The following is a 21,828-nucleotide window of genomic DNA, read 5'->3' on the forward strand; positions in this document are numbered from 1 at the left end:
GTAAACTCACTAACCCTGGTTAAGGATTGTCATGGCTGAGTTGCTGTTAGGGGTCAACATTGACCACATCGCCACCGTACGTAACGCGCGTGGCACGAATTATCCCGATCCGGTGCAGGCTGCATTTATTTCTGAACAGGCGGGTGCGGATGGTATTACCGTACATCTGCGTGAAGATCGCCGTCATATCACCGATCGTGACGTCCGTATTCTGCGCGATACCATCCAGACGCGTATGAATCTGGAAATGGCGGTGACCGATGAGATGGTTGGCATTGCCTGTGACATCAAACCACACTTCTGCTGCCTGGTGCCGGAAAAACGTCAGGAAGTGACCACTGAAGGCGGTCTTGATGTGGCGGGTCAGCAGGACAAAATCAATGCTGCGGTTAAACAGCTGAGCGAGGCGGGGATTCTGGTGTCATTGTTTATCGATGCCGATCACCGCCAAATCGAAGCCGCCGTGGCGAGCGGTGCACCTTACATTGAAATTCACACCGGTGCGTATGCGGAAGCACCCGAAGGTCTGGCACGCGATGCGGAGCTGGAGCGTATTCGTAAAGCAGCCACCTTTGCAGCCAGTCTCGGCCTGAAAGTGAATGCCGGGCACGGTCTGACCTACCATAACGTGCTGCCGATTGCGGCGCTGCCGGAAATGCATGAACTGAATATCGGTCATGCCATTATTGGTCGCGCGGTGATGAGTGGTCTGGCTGAGGCGGTCAAAGAGATGAAGTTACTGATGCGGGAAGCGCGTCGTTAATGGCTATTCTCGGACTGGGCACCGATATTGTTGAAATCGAGCGCATTGCCGGGGTGATTGAACGTTCCGGCGACCGACTGGCGCGTCGTGTGCTGAGCGAAGCCGAGTGGCAGCAATATCAAACGCATCAGCAGCCAGTGCGTTTTCTGGCGAAGCGTTTTGCGGTGAAAGAAGCCGCAGCCAAAGCGTTTGGCACCGGCATCCGTGGTGGTCTGGCGTTCAATCAGTTTGAGGTTTATAACGATGCGATGGGCAAACCGGGGCTGCGTTTTTTCCAGCATGCCGCTGACATTGCCTGTCAACTCGGGGTGCAGCATGTGCACGTCACGCTGGCGGATGAGCGCCATTACGCCTGTGCCACGGTGATTATCGAGAATTAGTGGTGTAGCTCCACAAATTTCTCCCACAGCGCCTCGCGGCTTTCGGGGTGCTGTGGATCGGGAATGATGGTGTTATCAATGGGGCACACGCTCAGGCACGTTGGTACATCATAATGACCGACACATTCGGTGCAGCGGTCGCTATCGATCTGGTAAATGGCATCCCCGAGGCTGATGGCCTGGTTAGGGCACTCCGGTTCGCACATGTCACAGTTGATACAACGCTGGGTAATCAGTAAAGCCATGATCTGTTGAATTTCTGGTTAATCGGTAGTAATAAGCCGCGCACCTTACCATAATTTAATCTTTGCCCCAATCTGAAGTCCGTTTTTTCTTCATCAGTTTTGCGCTAGCGCAAAACGCTGACATCTATTTAATTTCAGTGATAATGTGATGAATTTTACGGTAAGTTTTTATCAGGCGAATAATCTCAATGTTTTTTCATGTTTACTAATGAAAGCATAATGGGTGTTTTGAGTTAGCATCTGTGGCATCAAGGATGAGTTAGATGGATTGAAAATGGATGCCTCGACTGAATTAATCAGGCAGCGTCACGCTGGTGATAAGTCCCATATTGATTTAAGTTATATAACTCACTTTTATTGCAATCAGGAATCTATCGATTCCGTCTTATCGCTGTTGAAAGAGTATGAGACCTATCCAGATGGGTTATTGGATCGGGTTGAGTTTATTATTGTAGATGACGGCTCACCAATTGCCTACGATATTCCTGAGCTGAATATTAATTTCACCTGGTTGCGTATTACGACTGATATTAAATGGAATCAGGGTGGGGCGCGTAATCTGGGGGTGGCCTATGCCAAATCTGATAAAATCTTATTATCGGATCTCGACCACGCTTTTCCGGCAGCCACTCTGACTTCTCTGGCGAACATGGCAAACCCGGGACGACGTTTCTACAAACTGTGTCGCAAGCGTGCAGATGGGACTTACTATAAAGGCCATGCCAATCTTTTTTTTATGAGCCGCGCCCGCTTCTTACGCTTTTATGGTTATGATGAAGAATATTGTGGTCACTATGGCGCAGAAGATTATCGATTTGTGAAATACCAGAAATATCAGGGTTCGCAACAACGTTATATGCCAAAGGATATTTGGTGTTATGAACGCTCTCTGGATAGAGCAAAAACCTACCACAGTTTAGAACGCGATTTATCGGTTAATACGCCCATCGATTTACGCAAGAAGCAGGAGTGTGACACTTTCGGCAAGGAATTTGGTCACAGTCGGCTGTTTCTTAATTTTAACTGGGTTAAAGTGAAAAGCCATTGCCGACAGTCAATCACGGCACCAAAAATAAGAAAATATTGGCGTCCCTTATGGTGGTGGCGTTGGTTATGCGCGTACGCAGCGCGATAGAAATAATCGAGCACCTTACTCGTAGCGGCGCGATTTATCGCGCTTTCTGACCACAACGTCAGAATCAAAAGCGCGATAAATTGCGCCGCTACATATCCGGCACGGTTTACACCAGTTTTTTCACCAATTCTTCGCTATGACGAATATGGCTGGAGGCGCGTTCCGGGTCGTTCTGCACCAACGCCATAAACAACAGGTCGGTCAGGGCGAGTTGGGCGCTGGTTGAGGAAATTGCCGCACTACGCGTACTTTGTTCCTCCGCAACGGTATACAGACAATGGGTAGCGCACTGCTGCAAGGTATTGGGGGTAAAGCCGGTAAATGCCAGCACATCCGCGCCGGTCTGGGCCGCTTCCTGCGCTGCCAGGTTGATTTCGCGCCGTTCACCGGTGTACGAGATGGCGAGCAACACATCCCCGGCAGTCATCGCCTGCACACTGGCAAGCAACGCATGCATATCCTGCTCGGCCACCGCGTTGATGCCAATTTTCATCAACTTCCACGAAAAATCTTTGGCGACCAAACCGGATGCACCAATTCCCACCAGCAGAATGCGATTGGCATTTTTCAGCAACTGCAATGTCTGAAGCAGCATCTCTTCACTGTTAATATCCAGCGTGGCGCGTATCGCCGAGATTTTCTCCGCCAACAGTTTTTCACCCACCACTTTCAGTGGGTCATCGCTGAGAATATGGTTGTGCACGGTGATGGCATCACGATCGGCCAGCGACTCACTCAGGGCCAGCTTTAATGCCGGAAAACCTTTATAGCCCAGTTTCTGGGCAAACTTGACCACGCTGGACTGGCTGACGCCGGATTCTTCCGCCAGTTTTTGCGAACTCAGATGCCGTGCGCGATCTGGCTGCGACAATAAAAAATCCGCCAAACGACGCTCGTTAAGCGCCAGGCGCGGATAAAGCTGACGAATCCGCAGCAATGAACTCATGTCCGATCCTTAATTCAGAACGTAAGGCGTTTTTAGTCTGATCCCGGCGACCAGGAATGTCGCATGACAGACTACCGACCAAGAGAATAAACTATTCAGCTGGCATTGTAGTCATTGGAATTAAAAATGACACTTTTCACCCCCGACCGCGGATGCTGGCTACACTGTAAGGCACATGCGGCAGAATACCAGGAGAGTAGGTTGACAAAGGGTACGCAACGACGCGTGGTGTTTTTTGATCTCGACGGCACGCTACATCAGCAGGATATGTTCGGTACGTTTATGCGTTATCTGCTGAGACATCAGCCGCTGAATCTTTTGCTGGTGCTGCCATTGTTGCCGGTGATCGGCGCAGGATTGCTGTGGAAAGGCCGTGCCGCACGTTGGCCGATGAGCTTGTTATTATGGGCGATCACCTTTGGCCACAGTGAAAAGCGTCTGTTGCAGCGCGAAGCCGAGTTTGCCGATTGGTTTCGTCAGCGCGTCACCGCATTTCCGGTGGTACAGCAACGCCTGACTGATTATCTCAGTAGCGATGATGCGGATGTCTGGTTAATCACCGGCTCCCCCCAATCGCTGGTGGAGCAGGTCTATTTCGATTCGTCATTTCTGCCGCGTGTGCAGCTGATTGCCAGTCAGATGAAACCAGGCCGTGGTGGACGGGTGCTGGCGATGCGTTGTCTGGGGCATGAAAAAGTGGCGCAGCTGGAGGAGAAAATCGGTACACCTCTCCAGTTATACAGTGGCTACAGCGACAGCAAACAGGACAACCCGCTGTTGTTCTTTTGTCAGCACCGCTGGCGTGTCACCCCGCAGGGTAACCTGCAACAACTGGAATAACCCATCGTTTCCGTTATAATGCGCCGCCTTTACAACCCGCAGGAGCTGCCCGGTGAACCCACAGACAGATGAATACTGGATGCGTCACGCGTTGCGTCTCGCACGGCTGGCGTGGGAGCAGGGTGAAGTGCCGGTTGGCGCGGTTCTGGTGCAGGGCGATACGGTGATTGGTGAAGGCTGGAACCGACCTATTGGTCAGCATGATCCTACGGCACATGCGGAAATCATGGCGCTACGTCAGGGCGGCAAAGTGCTGGAAAACTATCGCCTGCTGGATACTACCTTATACGTCACGCTTGAACCCTGCGTAATGTGTGCCGGGGCGATGGTACACAGCCGGATTACCCGGCTGGTCTATGGCGCAAAAGATGAAAAAACCGGTGCTGCGGGTTCACTGCTGGATGTGATTGGTCATCCCGGGATGAACCACCAGATTCAGATCGATTCTGGTGTGTTGGCGGAGGAGTGCGCAGCGATGCTGAGTGACTTTTTCCGCATGCGCCGCGAGCAAAAGAAAGCACTGCGCCAGGCGCAGCGCGACGCCGGTTAATTCATCGCAATTTTGGGTTCGACTGCCGGGTAACCGGCCCCCAGTTCTGCTTCCATAGCGGATTGTTGTGCCAGCCGCTTCTCCTGTTCCTGTAAGTAACCCTCAAGGCTTATCTGATACTTACGGATATTCTCGACGTAATTGTACGCCTCATGGCCGCGCGCATAGCCGTAGGTGGTCTGGGCGTAGTAACGTTTCTGGCTCAGCATCGGTAAACGCAACTTCACGTCAGCCCAACTGTCCGGGTTGCCGCCTTGTTTGGCGGTCAGCTTACGTGCATCCAGCATATGAGCGTAACCCATGTTATAGGCAGCCAGCGCAAACCAGATACGTTCATCGTCCGGGATGGTCGTGGGGACCTTTTCAATCATTCGTTGCAGATATTCGCTGCCGCCACGAATGCTTTGCTCGGGGTCAAGCCGATCGGCAACGTCGAGGCTATCGGCGGTATTGCGCGTCAGCATCATCATACCGCGTACGCCGGTAGGCGAGGTTGCCTGCGGATTCCAGTGCGACTCCTGATAAGAGATAGCTGCCAGTAAGCGCCAGTCGATGCTGGAAGCATACTTTTCAAATAACGGCTTAATATCCGGCAACGTGTTGTCGATGGCACGCAGGAAGGTGCGGGTATCGACATAATCAAAGGTGCCGACGTGACCGAGGTACTTCTCTTCCAGTCGCGCCATCGTGCCTTCTTCACCCATCTGGCTATAGAAGTCGAGCATCGCCGCGTTCAGGCTGTCATCCTGCTCATCGCGTGGCAGATACCAGGTGACCGGTTCTTCGTCGGTGATATCAAAGGCGACCGCCAGCTGGGGATGGATGCGTTGCAGCAGGCCGATCGTGACAGAATCCCCCACGGTGTAATCCAGCTTGCCATCCGCCACGGCTTCCAGCAGCGCTTTTTGCCCCTGATCGGCAGCAATTGACCAATCGAGATCGGGATAATGGTCAGCTTTAGCGGAACGCAAAGTTGACAGGTACGCCGATCCGGACTGCACAACCAGCCGGCCTTTCAGGTCACCGAAATTTTTAGGTCTCGGCTTATCAATGCGGTACACCAGCTGTTGCGATACCGAATAGTAACTCGGTCCGGTCTGATAACGGGCGATGCGATCGTTGTTGTAGATCAGGCCCGCCGCCAGCAAATCCGCTTTACCATCATCGAGATCGTCAAACAGGTCACCGAGGTTCGGACGTACCGTTACCTCAAGTTTGACGCCCAGATAATCGGCGAAGCGTTTCGCCAGCTCGTAGTCCATACCGGCTGGTGCATTATTGACGGTGTAGTATGTCAGCGGGGAGTTAACGGTACTGATGCGCAGCACTCCCCGTGATTTGATCTGCGATATCGCGTCTTTACCACCCCCGTACCAGGGGATCGAAGGCCACAGTGCCAGCGCAAGCAGCACGGTGATCAGACCGATGAACAGATAGTTTAATTTCAGGCGTTTCAAATAGTTGTCTCTCGCTGGCTCTAAGGCCTCTGTCTTTAATAGGCAGTATTGATCTTCTTTGAACTCCCAGAGCGAAGGGCATTTTGCGCAACAAAGTGAGTCGGAGCAACTTATATAGCAAGATTTGCGCAATTTTCAGGCAAATACTAAGACTCATAAATTCTGCGCAAACGGTTTCGTAACCGGTGCCGTTTCTCTATAATACGCCCCGTTTTCCCTGTTGCGCCCAATGAAGCGTCGCCCGGCGCTTCGAAGACGAGAGATCTTTAATGATGGAAATTCTGCGTGGTTCGCCCGCCCTGTCGGCATTTCGTGTAAACAAACTGCTGACCCGCTTTCAGGACGCTCATCTGCCGGTGAGTGATATTTACGCCGAGTACGTCCATTTTGCCGATGTCAGCGCGCCGCTGAGTGCGGATGAAAAAGCCCGCCTGCAACGTCTGCTGAAATACGGTCCGTCTCTCGCCGAGCATGCGCCACAAGGGCGTCTGTTGCTGGTGACGCCGCGTCCAGGCACCATTTCACCCTGGTCTTCCAAAGCGACCGATATCGCGCACAACTGCGATCTGCCGCAGGTGCTCCGTCTGGAGCGCGGTATGGCGTTCTACGTACAGGCACCTGAACTGACCGAAGCACAGTGGCAAACCCTCGCCAGCCTGCTGCATGACCGCATGATGGAGACGGTGTATGGCGATCTCAACGATGCGCAGCAGCTGTTTGTGCACCATGAACCGCAACCGCTGAAAAGCGTGGATGTGCTGGGTGGTGGTCGTCAGGCGCTGGAGCAGGCCAACACGACGCTGGGGCTGGCACTGGCCGATGACGAAATCGACTATCTGCTGGATGCCTTCACTAAACTGGGCCGCAACCCGAACGACATTGAACTCTATATGTTCGCGCAGGCGAACTCAGAGCATTGCCGTCACAAAATTTTCAACGCCGACTGGATTATCGACGGTGAAAAACAGCCGAAGTCGCTGTTTAAAATGATCAAAAACACCTTCGAACAAACCCCGGATCATGTGCTGTCTGCTTATAAAGACAACGCAGCGGTGATGGAAGGTTCTGAAGTCGGCCGCTACTACGCCGATGCTGAAAAAGGTGAATACAACTTCCATCAGGAAGAAGCCCATATCCTGATGAAAGTAGAAACCCATAACCACCCGACGGCGATTTCGCCGTGGCCGGGTGCCGCGACCGGTTCCGGTGGCGAAATCCGTGACGAAGGTGCAACCGGTCGTGGCGCGAAGCCAAAAGCGGGCCTGGTGGGCTTCTCCGTTTCCAACCTGCGTATTCCGGGCTTTGAACAGCCGTGGGAAGAAGATTTCGGTAAACCAGACCGTATCGTCACCGCGCTGGATATCATGACCGAAGGCCCGTTGGGTGGCGCAGCATTTAACAACGAATTCGGTCGTCCGGCTCTGAACGGCTACTTCCGTACGTATGAAGAACGCGTTAACAGCCACAACGGTGAAGAGCTGCGTGGCTACCACAAGCCCATCATGCTGGCGGGCGGTATTGGTAATATCCGTGCCGACCATGTCCAGAAAGGCGAGATCGTTGTTGGTGCCAAGCTGATTGTATTGGGTGGCCCGGCGATGAACATCGGTCTGGGTGGTGGTGCGGCATCGTCGATGGCTTCTGGCCAGTCTGATGCCGACCTCGACTTCGCTTCCGTTCAGCGTGACAACCCGGAAATGGAACGTCGCTGCCAGGAAGTGATCGACCGCTGCTGGCAGTTGGGTGAAGCTAACCCGATTCTGTTTATCCACGACGTTGGCGCGGGCGGTCTGTCTAACGCCATGCCAGAGCTGGTGAGCGACGGTGGCCGTGGTGGACGCTTCAATCTGTGTGATGTGCTGAGCGATGAGCCAGGCATGAGCCCGCTGGAAGTGTGGTGTAACGAATCGCAGGAACGTTATGTGCTGGCGGTTGCGCCGGACAAATTGCCGCTGTTTGATGAACTGTGCAAACGCGAGCGCGCACCTTACGCGGTGATTGGTGAAGCCACTGAAGAACAGCATCTGAGCCTCGCCGACAGCCATTTCGATAACAAACCGATCGACATGCCGCTCGACGTGCTGCTGGGTAAAACGCCGAAGATGACGCGTGACGTAGTCCGTCAGCAGGCACAAGGCGAAGCGTTGCAGCGTGACGGCATCACGATTGCCGATGCGGTAAACCGCGTGCTGCACCTGCCGACCGTGGCCGAGAAAACCTTCCTTGTCACCATTGGCGACCGTACCGTGACCGGTATGGTGGCGCGTGACCAGATGGTTGGTCCGTGGCAGATCCCGGTTGCTAACTGTGCAGTGACGACGGCCAGCCTCGACAGTTACTACGGTGAAGCTTTCGCCCTGGGCGAACGCGCGCCAGTGGCGTTGCTCGACTTCGCAGCTTCGGGCCGTCTGGCGGTGGGTGAAGCGCTGACTAACCTGGCGGCCACGGCAATCGGTTCGCTGAAGCGCGTTAAGCTCTCTGCGAACTGGATGTCGGCTGCTGGTCATCCGGGTGAAGATGCCGGTCTGTATGAAGCGGTGAAAGCGGTGGGTGAAGAACTTTGCCCGGCGCTGGGTATCACCATCCCGGTGGGTAAAGACTCCATGTCGATGAAAACTCGCTGGCAGCAAGGCAATGAACAACGCGAAATGACTTCACCGCTGTCGCTGGTGATCACCGCGTTTGCCCGCGTTGAAGACGTGCGTCGTACTGTCACCCCGCAGCTACAGGCAGACAAAGACAACCTGCTGTTACTGGTGGACCTCGGCAACGGTGCCAACACCCTGGGCGCGACTGCGCTGTCACAGGTTTATCGTCAACTGGGCGACAAACCGGCCGACGTGCGCGATGCACAGCAACTGGCTGGCTTCTTCAACGCCATTCAGGCGCTGGTGGCACAGCAGAAACTGCTGGCCTACCATGACCGTTCCGACGGCGGTCTGCTGGTGACGCTGGCTGAGATGGCGTTTACCGGCCACTGCGGTGTTGAGGCGGATATCGCCGCACTGGGCAGCGATGCGCTGGCCGCGCTGTTTACCGAAGAGTTGGGTGCGGTGGTTCAGATCAATGCAGCCGATCGCGATGCAGTGCTGAAGACCTTCGCTGACCACGGTCTGGCGGCCAACGTACATGTGATTGGTCAGGCGCTGCCGGGCGATCGCTTTGTTATCCGTTCTGGTGAGCACGCGGTGTACAGCGAAAGCCGTACCACGCTGCGTACCTGGTGGGCAGAAACTACCTGGCAGATGCAACGCCTGCGTGATAACCCCGCCTGTGCCGATCAGGAACACGACGCGAAGAAAAACGACAACGATCCGGGCCTGAACGTCCATCTGACCTTCAAACCAGAAGAAGATGTGGCAGCACCGATGATCGCCACCGGTGCACGCCCACGCGTCGCCGTGCTGCGTGAGCAGGGTGTGAACTCGCACGTTGAAATGGCAGCCGCGTTCCATCGTGCTGGTTTCACCGCCGTTGACGTCCATATGAGCGATCTGCTGGCGGGCCGTCGCGGTCTGGAAGAGTTTCACGCGCTGGTGGCTTGTGGCGGCTTCTCCTACGGTGACGTACTGGGTGCCGGTGAAGGCTGGGCGAAATCGATTCTGTTCAACAGCCGCGTGCGCGATGAGTTTGAAAACTTCTTCCATCGTCCACAGACGCTGGCGCTGGGCGTGTGTAACGGTTGCCAGATGATGTCCAACCTGCGCGAGCTGGTGCCGGGCAGCGAACTGTGGCCACGCTTTGTACGTAACCAGTCAGAACGTTTTGAAGCGCGCTTCAGCCTGGTGGAAGTTGCTGCCAGCCCGTCGCTGCTGCTGGATGGTATGGCCGGTTCGCGTATGCCGATCGCCGTGTCGCACGGTGAAGGTTTTGTTGAAGTGCGTGATGGTGCCCATCTGGCCGCGCTGGAAAGCAAAGGTCTGGTGGCGCTGCGCTTCGTCGACAACTTCGGTAAGGTGACGGAAACCTATCCGGCCAACCCGAATGGCTCGCCGAACGGTATCACCGCCGTGACCAACGAAAGCGGTCGCGTCACCATTATGATGCCGCATCCGGAGCGCGTATTCCGTACCGTGAGCAATTCCTGGCACCCGGCAGAGTGGGGCGAGGACAGCCCGTGGATGCGTATTTTCCGCAACGCACGTAAGCAGTTGGGTTAACCGCACCGCTTGTAGCAGCGCAATTTATCGCGCATCAGGGGCGTCCATCAGGGCGCCCTTTTTTATTGAATGTCGGAAAATGGCGACACCGCTACGGTTATCATGTCGTCAAAAGGTGACATTTAACTCATTGATATTATTAGTGGTAATTTTTGCCCCTGAAACCCGTTGCTAATTAGCGACACTTTACCGGACCGGACGGTAAAAATTTCCCGCCAGTCGAACATTCACTCGGGCATTTGTCTGATAATAAACACTATTTTATTTTTGGCACGATACTTGCTATAATCTTTGCGTTGCTCATTCTCCTGCTTATGATTGCCCCGCATTGCGGTTGAGCTCATAAAAACTGAATGACGCACCAAACGGTGCCTGCCGTCCACCCAACCGATAATCGCTTGCTTTGCAACGTTATCAAGCATCGGACGTAACGTTGAGTTAGGCACCACCTTATTCCTGCGCGAGGCATTCGGCGTCGCGCTTAACGGCAGGCATCGCGCCTGCCGTTTTCTTATCTGTACTTTCTTCCGCTGTCAGACTCCGCTAGCATTCCTCAGTCAAATTTTAAGGAAATCTGTTGTGAAGAGATGGCGTCTGTTTCCCCGATCGTTGCGTCAACTGGTGTTGATGGCGTTCCTGCTGGTGCTGCTGCCCTTGTTGGTGCTGGCCTGGCAGGCATGGGAAAGCCTTTCGGCGCTGAGTAATCAGGCGGCGGATACCAATCGCAACACCTTTACCGATGTGCGCCGAAGCGAAGCGATGGCACGTACGGCCATCGAACTCGAACGCAGCTATCGGCAATATTGTGTGCTGGGTGACGAGACCCTGGCCCATTTGTACCAGTCGCAGCGGGTGCGCTACGACCAGATGCTGAGTAGCCACGCGGCCAGCCTGCCGGAGTTACCCGCGTTCAGGGTCTTATCCGCGACACTGCCACAGCTGGAAACGCTGCAATGCACTAATGGCAATCCGGCAGCCCCCGCTGCGGCGGCGTTGGAACGTTTCTCCGATACTAATGCGCAGATGGTCCAGGCCACACGCGAAGTGGTCTTTTCCCGTGGTCTGCAATTGCAGCGAGAAATTGCCGATCGCGGTCAGTTTTTTGGCTGGCAGGCACTGATATTGTTTCTGATCAGTCTGGCATTGGTGCTGCTGTTTACCGGGATGATTATTGGTCCGGTCAAGCGCGTCGAACGTATGATCAACCGGCTGGGCGAAGGGAAAGCGCTGGGCGACAGTGTCAGCTTTGGTGGCCCGCGAGAAATCCGCTCCCTCGGCCAACGGATCGTATGGTTAAGCGAACGCCTTAGCTGGCTGGAGACGCAGCGGCATGAGTTTCTACGCCACCTGTCACATGAGCTGAAAACACCGCTTGCCAGCCTGCGTGAGGGTACGGAGCTGCTGGCCGATCAGGTGGCCGGTCCATTGAACAGTGAGCAGCAGGAAGTGGTGGCGATCCTCGATACCAGCAGTCGTCATCTGCAACGCCTGATTGAGCAATTGCTGGACTACAACCGCAAACTGGCGGATGGCCCAATGGCGCTGGAAACGGTGGCGCTGGATAGCATCATCGATACCGTGGTGAAGGCACATTCATTGCCCGCCCATGCCCGGCAGATGAATACCCACGTTGATTTGCAGGTGAACCATTGCCTGGCGGAAACCACCCTGTTGCAACGGGTGATCGATAACCTGTATTCGAACGCCGTGAACTACGGTAGCGAATCCGGTAACATCTGGCTGCACAGCCAACAGAAGGGCGATGAGGTGTGGATTGAGGTGGCAAACACCGGCACACCCATTCCGGCTGAGGAGCAGGCGATGATTTTCGAGCCTTTTTATCAGGGCAGCCAGCAGCGCAAAGGGCCGGTTAAAGGCAGCGGGCTGGGCTTAAGCATTGCTAAAGATTGCCTGCGCAGGATGCAGGGTGATTTGCAATTGGTGACGCGCAAGGATGCGGATGTCTGTTTTCGTATTATTTTGACTACCACCGCCGGGAATGCCTGATCAATGAAATTATCCCTCAGTAACTTACTCGCAGCTGGCTTGATGGTCTTTGGCCTGGCGGGCTGCCATGCACCGACCAACAACAGCGCCCTGCGTGAAGATGCAACGCTGCCGGAGCCGCAGGTGCGGCTGCCGGACTATCTGGCAACCGATTGTGGCAACATCTGGCAAATCGATTATCTTGCCGCGATGAATAACCCTTTGTATTGGCAACGGGCGATTGATTGTGCTGAGCGACTCTCCCCGGCGGAAGCCCGAGCGGAGGCGCGCCGCTGGCCGGTGCAAAGTTGGTCACGCGCCTTTAAGCAGGGCGTATTGCTGGCGAATGGCAACGTGACGCCTCAGGAGCGCCGTGATTATGTGGAGACGCTGGATAGCTATAGCACCGCGTTTCCTGCTGCCGTTCGTCCACTGATTCAATTGTGGCGCAGCAATCAGGCCGCGCAGCTTGAACTGAGCGAGGCGCGAGGCCGCTATACGCGTCTGCAACAGAGCAGCGACGCTGAACTGGATAGCCTGCGTCAGCAGCAACGCACGCTGCGTAAATCGCTGGATGACACGCAACACAAGCTGGAGCGTCTGACTGATATCGAGCGCCAGTTGTCCTCGCGTAAGACACCCGACAGCAGCGACAGTGCACACAGCAGCAGTACCAATGAGGAGCAGCCCTAATGAAACAGGCCGCACGATTATTGCTGGTGGATGACGATCCTGGTTTACTCAAGCTGTTGGGAATGCGTTTGAGCAGTGAAGGCTATCAGGTAGCGACTGCGGCCTCCGGCCCGGAGGCGTTACGCCATCTGCAAAAAGAGAAGGTCGATCTGGTTATTAGCGATCTGCGGATGGATGAGATGGATGGTCTGGCGCTGTTTGGCGAAATTCAGAAGCGTCATGCGGGGTTGCCCGTCATCATCCTGACCGCGCATGGATCGATCCCGGAAGCCGTCTCAGCCACCCAGCAGGGGGTATTCAGTTTCCTCACCAAACCGGTGGATCGTGACGCGCTGTATAAAGCCATTGATGAGGCGCTGGCACAACGCGCCCCGGCCAGCGATGACAGTTGGCGGGAAGCGATCGTGACACGTAACCCGTTGATGTTGCGACTGTTGGAGCAGGCACATATGGTGGCGCAATCTGACGTCAGCATTTTGATCAACGGCCAGAGCGGTACGGGTAAAGAGGTGCTGGCGCAGGCGATTCATGCCGCCAGCCCGCGTGCCAGCAAACCCTTTATCGCCATCAACTGCGGGGCATTGCCGGAACAATTGCTGGAATCGGAGCTATTTGGCCACGCCAAAGGCGCATTTACCGGGGCGGTGAGCGCGCGTGAAGGCTTATTTCAGGCGGCGGAAGGCGGTACGCTGTTCCTTGATGAAATTGGTGATATGCCGCAGGCATTGCAGGTTAAGCTGCTGCGCGTGTTGCAGGAACGTAAAGTGCGCCCGCTCGGTAGCAACAATGATGTCAGTATCAATGTGCGGATCATTTCCGCCACCCATCGTGATCTGCCCAAAGCGATGGAAAAGAAGAGTTTCCGCGAAGATCTTTACTATCGCCTCAACGTGGTGAATCTGAAGATCCCGGCGTTGCACGAACGTGCCGAGGATATTCCGCTGCTGGCGAATCATCTGCTGCGCCAGGCTGCCGATCGCCATAAACCTTTTGTGCGCAGTTTCTCGGTGGATGCCATGAAACGCCTGGTGGGTGCCAGCTGGCCTGGCAATGTGCGTCAGTTGGTGAACGTGATCGAGCAATGCGTGGCGTTGAGTACCTCGCCGGTGATTGGCGATGCGCTGGTGGAGCAGGCGCTGGCGGGTGAAAATACGGCACTGCCGACCTTTGTCGAAGCGCGTAACCAGTTTGAGCTGAATTATCTGCGCAAGCTGCTACAAATGACCAAAGGAAATGTGACCAATGCGGCGCGTCTGGCTGGACGCAACCGCACTGAATTCTATAAGCTGCTGTCGCGCCATGAACTGGACGCCAGCGATTTTAAAGAGTAGCTTGCTGCGGCTGCGGCAGAAACACTTATACTATCTGTTACCCGTCCGGCCACGGAGGGAGTGAAAAAAGGATCTGTCATGAAAAAGATCGATGCAATTATCAAACCATTCAAACTCGATGATGTACGTGAGGCGTTAGCCGAAGTTGGCATCACCGGGATGACGGTCAGCGAAGTGAAAGGTTTTGGTCGTCAGAAAGGTCACACCGAGCTGTATCGCGGTGCTGAGTATATGGTCGACTTTCTGCCGAAAGTAAAAATCGAAATGGTGGTGGGCGACGATATCGTTGATACCTGCGTTGAAACCATCATGAAAACCGCGCAGACCGGCAAGATCGGCGACGGTAAAATCTTTGTCTTTGATGTTGCGCGTGTGGTGCGTATCCGTACCGGCGAAGAGGATGAAGAGGCGATCTAAGCCCCTCGAATTGCTGAAAAGCCCGCAACGTTCCGCGTTGCGGGCTTTTTTATTGCAGGATTTACAAAACCTTATGCGGGCCAAATACCTCGTAATGAATACGATCCGCATCGATGCCGGCATCCAGCAACTGGCGAGCGACAAACTGCATAAACGCCAGCGGGCCACACAGCCAGAACTGACGGTCTGCCTCGCCCAGAGCGGCAGAAGCGGAGCCTAAATCCATCAATCCCGCCGCATCGTAACGCCCCGTCTCTTCGGCAGCGGGCTGGCGATACCAGATATGGCTGGCAAAATGCGGCAGGCGGCTGCCCAACGCTTTGACTTCTTCAACAAACGCATGTTGTTTGCCATCTTCCGCCGCATGCAGCCAGTTAACTGCCGCCGGATGCGTCTGTGCAGCCAACGTGGCGAGCATTGCCAACATTGGCGTTTGACCGACACCCGCCGAGATCAGCGTGACGGGTGTGGTCGGTGTCACTTGCAGGAAGAAATCACCCGCCGGTGCCGCGCACTGCACCACATCACCGACTTTTGCCCGATCGTGCAGCCAGCCGGACACCGTGCCCAGATCTTCACGTTTCACCGCAATGCGGTAGCACTGACCATTTGGTTGATGCGTCAAGGAGTACTGGCGGTGTTGCAGATTTCCTGTGCTGTCCGGGCGCAGACTGATCGCCAGATACTGACCAGGCAAGAAATCTGCCACTGCCTCGCCATCGACGGGGGCCAGTTCGAAACTTTTAATCACGCTGCTTTGCTGCTGAATGGCGCGGATGCGGAAATCACGCGCGCCACGCCAGCCGCCGATTTTCGCCTCTGACGTGCGATAAAGGGTTTCTTCACGCTGGATAAACACCTCAGCCAATACCCCATAGGCTTTACCCCAGGCCTGTAAGACTTCCTCGCCGGGGTTCAGCAGTTCCTGAATGGTCGCCAGCAGATTCTCACCCACGATAGCGTACTGCTCCGGCTGAATATTCAGGCTGACATGTTTCTGGGCGATTTTTTCGACCGCGGGCAACAACACCGCAAGGTTCTCCAGATTGGCGCCGTAAGCGCAGATGGCATTGAACAGCGCTTCACGCTGATTACCGCTGCGCTGGTTGTTCATGTTGAACACGTCTTTGAGTTCCGGGTGCTGCGTCAGCATTCGCTGATAGAAATGGCCGGTGAGCTGGGGGCCTAATTGGGCAATGGCGGGCAGGGTCGATTTAACGGTAGCGATGGTTTGCGCGTCGAGCATGGTGAATCCTCATGGCAATTTAAAAGATGTATTTTAAATGCATCTTATAATCCAGGCGCAGGGGTTGTAAATCCCCCTGATCGTTGCGGGATCTTTCGCCTGCTCTGGAATCCGCCTCGCAAACCTGAAATTTTTTCCGCTTCATGCTGAGGAAATATCGTGATTCACAGGGTTGCAAAAATGCGTAAAAAACCCGTTCCAGCGCCTTGCCAATCGTTTGCGTAAAAAGAAAGGATTGCGGCTACCGTCACCTGCCAAAACGGTTTACACTGTTGGCCTTCGCCCCTTAGCGGGGCTTAAACTGCCGTTAAAAAAGTTAGCTGAGTCAGGAGATGCGGATGTTAAAGCGTGATATGAACATTGCCGATTATGATGCCGAGTTGTGGCAGGCGATGGAGCAAGAGAAAGTGCGTCAGGAAGAGCACATTGAACTGATTGCTTCTGAAAACTACACCAGCCCACGCGTTATGCAGGCGCAAGGTTCACAGCTCACCAATAAATACGCGGAAGGGTATCCGGGCAAACGCTACTACGGCGGATGTGAATACGTAGATATCGTTGAACAGCTGGCTATCGATCGCGCCAAAGCGCTGTTTGGCGCAGATTACGCTAACGTACAGCCGCACTCCGGTTCTCAAGCTAACTTTGCGGTGTACACCGCGTTGCTGCAACCGGGCGATACCATTCTGGGTATGAACCTGGCGCACGGTGGTCACCTGACTCACGGTTCTCCGGTTAACCTGTCCGGTAAACTGTATAACGTGGTGCCATACGGCATCGATGAAACCGGTAAAATCGACTACAACGAACTGGCTGAACTGGCGAAAACCCATAAGCCGAAAATGATCGTTGGCGGTTTCTCGGCATACTCTGGCGTGGTTGACTGGGCAAAAATGCGTGAAATCGCCGACAGCGTGGACGCCTGGCTGTTCGTGGACATGGCTCACGTTGCTGGCCTGATCGCTGCTGACGTCTATCCGAACCCGGTTCCGCATGCACACATCGTAACCTCAACTACCCATAAAACCCTGGCGGGTCCGCGTGGCGGCCTGATCCTGGCGAAAAACGGTGACGAAGAGCTGTACAAAAAACTGAACTCCGCGGTGTTCCCGGGTGGTCAGGGTGGCCCGCTGATGCACGTTATCGCCGGTAAAGCGGTTGCGTTCAAAGAAGCGATGGAGCCTGAGTTCAAAACTTACCAGCAGCAAGTAGCCAAAAACGCCAAAGCGATGGTGGAAGTGCTGCTGGAGCGCGGTTACAACATCGTTTCTGGTGGCACCTACAACCACCTGTTCCTGATTGACCTGGTGAGCAAAAACCTGACCGGTAAAGAAGCGGATGCCGCGCTTGGCCGTGCCAACATCACCGTCAACAAAAACAGCGTGCCGAACGATCCGAAAAGCCCGTTTGTGACCTCTGGTATCCGTATCGGTACCCCAGCGGTAACCCGTCGTGGCTTTAAAGAAGCGGAAGTGCGTGAACTGGCTGGCTGGATTGCTGACGTGCTGGACAACATCAACGACGAAGCCACCATCGAACGTACCAAACAGAAAGTGCTGGATATCTGCGCACGTCTGCCGGTTTATGCCTGATAAGGCCTGAGTTCGAAGCGATAGAAAGGATGGCGTTAAGCCATCCTTTTTTTTATGCCTTGTGAATAACATCAGTGGTCGCGGCGCGATTTATCGCGCAGGTTAACATCACAGAAGACAGCGCGATAAATCTCGCCGCTACAAATGAATACAACTACGCTGGCTTCCATCGACTGTGAACTTTCTTATGCCCCGGATTCAACCGGTGCCAGATGGCAGGCCACGCGCTGCCCCTCCGCTTTGGTCGCCAGCACGGGGCGTTCTATGCGACAGCGTTCAGTAACATAAGGACAGCGGGTATGAAAGCGACAGCCCGATGGTGGGGAAAGTGGGCTGGGTAGTTCACCCATCAGACTAACGTTTTTACCGCGATTGCAGGGATCCATGCTCGGTGCGGCACGCAGCAGGGCCTGGGTGTAAGGATGCAACGGCGTATTGAAAAGCGTTTCCGTATCGGCGACTTCCACCACCTCACCGAGATACATCACCGCCACCCGGTGAGAAATATGCCTGACCAGCCGCAGATCATGGGCGACGAATAACACCGTCAGATTGAGTTTTTGCTGCAAATCCAGCAGCAGGTTAACCACCTGCGCCTGCACCGAAACATCCAGCGCCGACACCAGCTCATCGGCGATCAACACCTGCGGCTCCACAGCCAGCGCGCGGCTGATACCAATGCGTTGACGTTGCCCACCGGAAAATTCATGTGGCAGTTTGTCGATAGCGTCGAGCGGAAGACGAACCAGCGTCATCAATTCACGAATGCGGGCGGGAATCTGCTCTTTGGGACACATGTTGTGTACCGACAGCGCCTCGGTCAGTACCTGCCCTACAGTCATGCGCGGGTTCAGCGAACTGTAGGGATCCTGAAAAATCATCTGCACCTGACGGTTAAAACTACGCCGCGCTTTGCCGCGCAGCGTGGCGATGTCTTTACCATTGAAGTAGATTTTACCTTCATTGGTTTGCAGCAGTCCGACCATTGTTCTTGCCAGCGTTGACTTGCCGCAGCCCGACTCACCCACCACGCCGAGCGTTTCTCCCGGCAGCAGATCCAGCCGGACACCGTTTAGTGCCTGGACAAACTTACGTGGCTTGCCCTGAATTTTTTCGAAGATCGACTGTGCCACCGGAAAGTGCACAATCGCTTCCTCGACGCTGACAATCGGTAGCGCTCGCTGCGCGATCACTTCACTCATTTCCAACCCCTTCCGGCAACCTCAGGTTCGCGTGATGATGACAGGCAACCTGATGATGTGGATTTATCACCTCAGACGCAGGCAGTTGCCTGAGACAAACGTCAGTTTTATAACGACAACGTGGGCTGAAGCTGCATCCCGCTGGCAGATCGAGCAGGGAAGGGGGCGTGCCCTCAATCGACAGCAGCGGTTGGCGTTCACCACCATTTTGCGGCACGGAGGCGATCAACCCCTGAGTATATGGATGGCGGGGCTGACGGAAGATCTCCTCTACCGGAGCGGTTTCGACGATCCGTCCCGCGTACATCACCGCCACGCGATCGCATAGCTGGGCGACTACGCCAAGGTCGTGGGTGACAAAAATAATCCCCATATCGAGCTGATCGCGCAGATTAAACAATAGGTTGAGGATTTGCTCCTGAATGGTGACATCCAGTGCGGTGGTCGGTTCATCGGCCAGCAGCAGACGTGGATTCCCTGCCAGCGCGATGGCGATCATTACGCGCTGGCGCATCCCACCGGAAAACTGGTGCGGATAATCGTCAAGCCGGAGTTCCGGGGCAGGGATCCCAACCTGCGTCAAAAGCGCAATGGCCCGCTGACGCCGCTGCCTGCGCTTTAAATCGGTGTGCGCGCGCAGGCTTTCCTCAATCTGCCGCCAGACGGTGAGCACCGGGTTCAAGGCAATCATCGGTTCCTGGAAAATCATGGCAATCTCCCCCCCACGAATGTTGCGCAGCTCGGCAGCTTTCATGGTTGAGATTTCACGTCCCTGCCATTTGACGGAGCCGGAAACCTCCGCGCTGGTTGGCATCAGACGCAGCAGCGAGCGCAGCGTAACGCTTTTGCCGGAACCGGATTCACCCACTAACCCGAGAATTTCCCCCGGCAGAAGGTTAAAGCTCACCTCCTGAATGGCCCGCAGACTACCGCGAGAAGTATGAATCAGGGTATTGAGTTGATTCACCTCCAGCAAAGGGGATGTTTTACCGGGCATAATTCGCTCTCATTTTTTAACGGCTGCCGGGGCGCAGCCAGTCCGATAGCAGGTCACCAAACAGGCTAAATCCCAGCCCGGTCAGCACGATGGCGATACCGGGGAAGATGGTTATCCACCAGGCGGTGTCCATGAAATTCTTGCCGGAGGCGATCAATACCCCCCATTCGGCTGTCGGTGGCTGCGCACCGAGGCCAAGATAACCGAGGCTGGAACCGAGCAGAATAGCCAGTGCCATATCCGTCATCCAGTACACCAGCGTGGTGGTGATCACGTTTGGTAGCACATGGCGGAAGATAATCCTTGGCGTGCTGTAGCCCATCACTTTGCCTGCGGCGACGTATTCAAGGCGTTTCTGGATACTGACTTCACCGGCGATAAGTTTGGCGTAAAACACCCAATAAATAATGCCAACGGCGATATACATGCTGTTCAGGCCCGGACCCAGAATCGCGACAATGGCGATCACCAAAACCAGCAGCGGGAAGGTGACCACCGCATCCACGATGCGCTGAAACAGCATTTCGGCAACGCCGCCGAAATAACCCACCAACAGTCCGACCAGGGTGCCAAACACCATCGGAAACAGCGTGGTGAAAAACGCGATTTGCAGGTCGATACGGTACGCGAAGACCACGCGTGAAAAGATATCGCGGCCAAAGTTATCGGTACCAAAAATATGTTGCAGGCTCGGCCCCTTCAGGATCGCGCGGTAATCAAATTTCAGCGGATCGGCGGTGGCAACCAGATGCGGAAAGAACGCCATCAGCAGGCTGAGAGCGAGAATGGCGCAACCCAGCAGCGACGGCCACGGCAGATGCTTTCGCCAATGACGCGTGAGGGAGCGTCGGGCAATCAATTCACTCATCGCGCTCTCCTCGGATCAATCATGACCTGCACGATATCGGTCAGCAGGAAAATCAACGACACCAGCACCGACAGCACGATGACCAGCCCCTGAATCATCGGGTAGTCGCGGCTGAAAATGCTATCAACCATCAGGCGCGCAATGCCGGGCACGGCGAAGACAGTTTCGGTGATCACCGCGCTGCCAATGGTGGTGCCGATATTCAGCGCAAACAGGCTGAGCATCGGGATCAGCGAATTGCGTAACACATGCCGCAGCAACACCACGCGATTGCTAAGACCTTTGGCACGCGCAAAGGTGACATATTCCGCGTCCAGTACCGCGATGATCGAGTTGCGCAGGCTACCAATCAGTACCGAAGTGATGCTGACCGCCAGCGTCATTGCCGGAAGAAACAGATGCCAGAGGCGTTGTCCCCAGCTATCGCCGTAGCCACCGACCGGGAACCAGTGCAACTGGGCGGCGAATACCGTCAGCAGCACCAATCCGATATAAAACGAGGGCATCGACAACGTCACCTGTGACGCGCCGCGAATGGTGATATCGGTGGCGCTGTTGCGTTTGAGGGCAGAGATAAAGGCCAGCGGAATGGCCATAAGCAGCGCAAACAGCGCGGCCATGCCGGTCAACAGCAAGGTCACGGGCAAACGCTCGGCAATGACCGTGGTCACCGGGGCGTGCATGGCATAGGAGTTGCCAAGGTTACCGCTGGCGACCTGGCGTACAAAGAAGACGAACTGTACCGGCAGCGGTTGACTTAATCCCAGCTCTCTATTGATACGCGTGACGTCGGCGTCCGTTGCGCGGTCGCCAATCATCGCGCTGGCAGGATCGCCAGGCAGCAGACGCACGATGGTGAAGGTGACCACCAAAATCACCAGCAGCGTCGGAATAATCAGCAGAATGCGTTTGAAAATATAATTCAGTTCGGTCAACGCGTGCTCCCAAATCCAGCGTACAGGCGCTGTAGCCCACGCGGGTACAGCGCCAGATGCCTGGATTTCACTCGATGTAATAAAG

Annotated in this window: 20 protein-coding genes; 11 read left to right on the forward strand and 9 right to left on the reverse strand. The window is 55.0% G+C overall.

Annotation, left to right across the window (positions count from 1 at the left end; genetic code table 11):
- Positions 1-31 precede the first annotated feature (31 nt).
- Together pdxJ and acpS are read left to right on the forward strand one after the other, a co-directional pair.
- Positions 32-763, forward strand: coding sequence for a pyridoxine 5'-phosphate synthase (pdxJ, locus tag CTZ24_RS13660; RefSeq protein ID WP_021184381.1), 732 nt, complete (start codon positions 32-34; stop codon positions 761-763).
- Entirely contained in the window at positions 763-1,143 is a 381-nt protein-coding gene (acpS, locus tag CTZ24_RS13665; RefSeq protein WP_208723792.1) for a holo-ACP synthase, read from the forward strand. The genes pdxJ and acpS overlap by 1 nt, the downstream gene beginning before the upstream one ends.
- Here acpS and CTZ24_RS13670 read toward each other — a convergent pair.
- Complete coding sequence (locus CTZ24_RS13670) at positions 1,140-1,388, reverse strand: YfhL family 4Fe-4S dicluster ferredoxin (RefSeq protein WP_208723793.1); 249 nt, start codon at positions 1,386-1,388, stop codon at positions 1,140-1,142. The genes acpS and CTZ24_RS13670 overlap by 4 nt on opposite strands.
- Positions 1,389-1,662: 274 nt before the next feature.
- Here CTZ24_RS13670 and CTZ24_RS13675 point away from each other — a divergent pair, with 274 nt between their 5' ends.
- Positions 1,663-2,523 (forward strand): glycosyltransferase family A protein, encoded by an 861-nt coding sequence (locus CTZ24_RS13675; RefSeq protein ID WP_208723794.1) that lies wholly within the window; start codon positions 1,663-1,665, stop codon positions 2,521-2,523.
- A gap of 106 nt (positions 2,524-2,629) precedes the next feature.
- On the opposite strand, the gene CTZ24_RS13680 is transcribed toward CTZ24_RS13675, so the two are convergent.
- Positions 2,630-3,469 (reverse strand): MurR/RpiR family transcriptional regulator, encoded by an 840-nt coding sequence (locus CTZ24_RS13680; protein ID WP_021184377.1) that lies wholly within the window; start codon positions 3,467-3,469, stop codon positions 2,630-2,632.
- 201 nt (positions 3,470-3,670) lie between these two features.
- Here CTZ24_RS13680 and yfhb point away from each other — a divergent pair, with 201 nt between their 5' ends.
- Together yfhb and tadA are read left to right on the forward strand one after the other, a co-directional pair.
- A complete protein-coding gene (gene yfhb, locus CTZ24_RS13685) occupies positions 3,671-4,309 on the forward strand; it encodes a phosphatidylglycerophosphatase C (RefSeq protein WP_208723795.1) in 639 nt (212 codons plus the stop codon).
- 52 nt (positions 4,310-4,361) lie between these two features.
- Positions 4,362-4,859 (forward strand): tRNA adenosine(34) deaminase TadA, encoded by a 498-nt coding sequence (tadA, locus tag CTZ24_RS13690; protein WP_021184375.1) that lies wholly within the window; start codon positions 4,362-4,364, stop codon positions 4,857-4,859.
- On the opposite strand, the gene mltF is transcribed toward tadA, so the two are convergent.
- The gene (mltF, locus tag CTZ24_RS13695; RefSeq protein ID WP_208723796.1) at positions 4,856-6,316 is read right to left on the reverse strand and encodes a membrane-bound lytic murein transglycosylase MltF; all 1,461 of its coding nucleotides are present in this window, start codon (positions 6,314-6,316) and stop codon (positions 4,856-4,858) included. The two genes, tadA and mltF, sit on opposite strands and share 4 nt — an antisense overlap.
- A gap of 269 nt (positions 6,317-6,585) precedes the next feature.
- Between mltF and purL the strand changes: the two genes are divergently transcribed.
- Positions 6,586-10,476 (forward strand): phosphoribosylformylglycinamidine synthase, encoded by a 3,891-nt coding sequence (purL, locus tag CTZ24_RS13700; RefSeq protein ID WP_208723797.1) that lies wholly within the window; start codon positions 6,586-6,588, stop codon positions 10,474-10,476.
- Positions 10,477-10,703: 227 nt separating this feature from the next.
- Here the strand turns inward: purL and CTZ24_RS13705 are convergent, their stop codons facing one another.
- On the reverse strand, positions 10,704-10,922 hold the full coding sequence (locus CTZ24_RS13705) for a hypothetical protein (protein ID WP_152521885.1): 219 nt from the start codon (positions 10,920-10,922) through the stop codon (positions 10,704-10,706).
- Positions 10,923-11,055: 133 nt separating this feature from the next.
- Here CTZ24_RS13705 and CTZ24_RS13710 point away from each other — a divergent pair, with 133 nt between their 5' ends.
- The 4 genes from CTZ24_RS13710 to glnB all read left to right on the forward strand — a co-directional run bounded on the left by CTZ24_RS13710 (position 11,056) and on the right by glnB (position 14,903).
- A complete protein-coding gene (locus CTZ24_RS13710; protein WP_208723798.1) occupies positions 11,056-12,483 on the forward strand; it encodes a sensor histidine kinase in 1,428 nt (475 codons plus the stop codon).
- 3 nt (positions 12,484-12,486) lie between these two features.
- Positions 12,487-13,155: a two-component system QseEF-associated lipoprotein QseG gene (gene qseG / locus CTZ24_RS13715; protein ID WP_208723799.1), complete on the forward strand. Its 669-nt coding sequence runs from the start codon at positions 12,487-12,489 to the stop codon at positions 13,153-13,155.
- Entirely contained in the window at positions 13,155-14,486 is a 1,332-nt protein-coding gene (gene glrR / locus CTZ24_RS13720) for a two-component system response regulator GlrR (RefSeq protein ID WP_021184370.1), read from the forward strand. Before qseG ends, glrR begins: the two co-directional genes overlap by 1 nt.
- Positions 14,487-14,564: 78 nt before the next feature.
- Positions 14,565-14,903 carry a nitrogen regulatory protein P-II gene (glnB, locus tag CTZ24_RS13725; RefSeq protein WP_007886217.1) on the forward strand — a complete coding sequence of 113 codons (339 nt, stop codon included), beginning with the start codon at positions 14,565-14,567 and terminating at the stop codon, positions 14,901-14,903.
- 61 nt (positions 14,904-14,964) lie between these two features.
- On the opposite strand, the gene hmpA is transcribed toward glnB, so the two are convergent.
- Positions 14,965-16,149 carry an NO-inducible flavohemoprotein gene (gene hmpA / locus CTZ24_RS13730; RefSeq protein WP_208723800.1) on the reverse strand — a complete coding sequence of 395 codons (1,185 nt, stop codon included), beginning with the start codon at positions 16,147-16,149 and terminating at the stop codon, positions 14,965-14,967.
- Between the two features lie 338 nt (positions 16,150-16,487).
- Here hmpA and glyA point away from each other — a divergent pair, with 338 nt between their 5' ends.
- A complete protein-coding gene (glyA, locus tag CTZ24_RS13735) occupies positions 16,488-17,741 on the forward strand; it encodes a serine hydroxymethyltransferase (RefSeq protein WP_013510106.1) in 1,254 nt (417 codons plus the stop codon).
- Positions 17,742-17,926: 185 nt separating this feature from the next.
- On the opposite strand, the gene CTZ24_RS13740 is transcribed toward glyA, so the two are convergent.
- The 4 genes from CTZ24_RS13740 to CTZ24_RS13755 are packed head-to-tail and all read right to left on the reverse strand — an operon-like array spanning position 17,927 to position 21,743.
- Positions 17,927-18,943, reverse strand: a complete 1,017-nt coding sequence (locus tag CTZ24_RS13740) for an ABC transporter ATP-binding protein (protein WP_208723801.1) — start codon at positions 18,941-18,943, stop codon at positions 17,927-17,929.
- Positions 18,936-19,940: an ABC transporter ATP-binding protein gene (locus CTZ24_RS13745; RefSeq protein ID WP_208723802.1), complete on the reverse strand. Its 1,005-nt coding sequence runs from the start codon at positions 19,938-19,940 to the stop codon at positions 18,936-18,938. Before CTZ24_RS13745 ends, CTZ24_RS13740 begins: the two co-directional genes overlap by 8 nt.
- 16 nt (positions 19,941-19,956) lie before the next feature.
- Positions 19,957-20,808 (reverse strand): ABC transporter permease, encoded by an 852-nt coding sequence (locus CTZ24_RS13750; RefSeq protein ID WP_021184366.1) that lies wholly within the window; start codon positions 20,806-20,808, stop codon positions 19,957-19,959.
- Entirely contained in the window at positions 20,805-21,743 is a 939-nt protein-coding gene (locus CTZ24_RS13755) for an ABC transporter permease (RefSeq protein ID WP_208723803.1), read from the reverse strand. The genes CTZ24_RS13750 and CTZ24_RS13755 overlap by 4 nt, the downstream gene beginning before the upstream one ends.
- Positions 21,744-21,828: the final 85 nt, after the last annotated feature.

The sequence above is a fragment of the Pantoea phytobeneficialis genome, from assembly GCF_009728735.1.
GTDB lineage: Bacteria > Pseudomonadota > Gammaproteobacteria > Enterobacterales > Enterobacteriaceae > Pantoea > Pantoea phytobeneficialis.

Bases quoted from the DNA above. Each gene is read 5' to 3' on its own strand.
- pdxJ (WP_021184381.1), top strand. From the start codon at position 32: ATGGCTGAGTTGCTGTTAGGGGTCAACATTGACCACATCGCCACCGTA.
- acpS (WP_208723792.1), top strand. From the start codon at position 763: ATGGCTATTCTCGGACTGGGCACCGATATTGTTGAAATCGAGCGCATT.
- CTZ24_RS13670 (WP_208723793.1), bottom strand. From the start codon at position 1,388: ATGGCTTTACTGATTACCCAGCGTTGTATCAACTGTGACATGTGCGAA.
- CTZ24_RS13675 (WP_208723794.1), top strand. From the start codon at position 1,663: ATGGATGCCTCGACTGAATTAATCAGGCAGCGTCACGCTGGTGATAAG.
- CTZ24_RS13680 (WP_021184377.1), bottom strand. From the start codon at position 3,469: ATGAGTTCATTGCTGCGGATTCGTCAGCTTTATCCGCGCCTGGCGCTT.
- purL (WP_208723797.1), top strand. From the start codon at position 6,586: ATGATGGAAATTCTGCGTGGTTCGCCCGCCCTGTCGGCATTTCGTGTA.
- qseG (WP_208723799.1), top strand. From the start codon at position 12,487: ATGAAATTATCCCTCAGTAACTTACTCGCAGCTGGCTTGATGGTCTTT.
- glrR (WP_021184370.1), top strand. From the start codon at position 13,155: ATGAAACAGGCCGCACGATTATTGCTGGTGGATGACGATCCTGGTTTA.
- glnB (WP_007886217.1), top strand. From the start codon at position 14,565: ATGAAAAAGATCGATGCAATTATCAAACCATTCAAACTCGATGATGTA.
- hmpA (WP_208723800.1), bottom strand. From the start codon at position 16,149: ATGCTCGACGCGCAAACCATCGCTACCGTTAAATCGACCCTGCCCGCC.
- glyA (WP_013510106.1), top strand. From the start codon at position 16,488: ATGTTAAAGCGTGATATGAACATTGCCGATTATGATGCCGAGTTGTGG.
- CTZ24_RS13740 (WP_208723801.1), bottom strand. From the start codon at position 18,943: ATGAGTGAAGTGATCGCGCAGCGAGCGCTACCGATTGTCAGCGTCGAG.
- CTZ24_RS13745 (WP_208723802.1), bottom strand. From the start codon at position 19,940: ATGCCCGGTAAAACATCCCCTTTGCTGGAGGTGAATCAACTCAATACC.
- CTZ24_RS13750 (WP_021184366.1), bottom strand. From the start codon at position 20,808: ATGAGTGAATTGATTGCCCGACGCTCCCTCACGCGTCATTGGCGAAAG.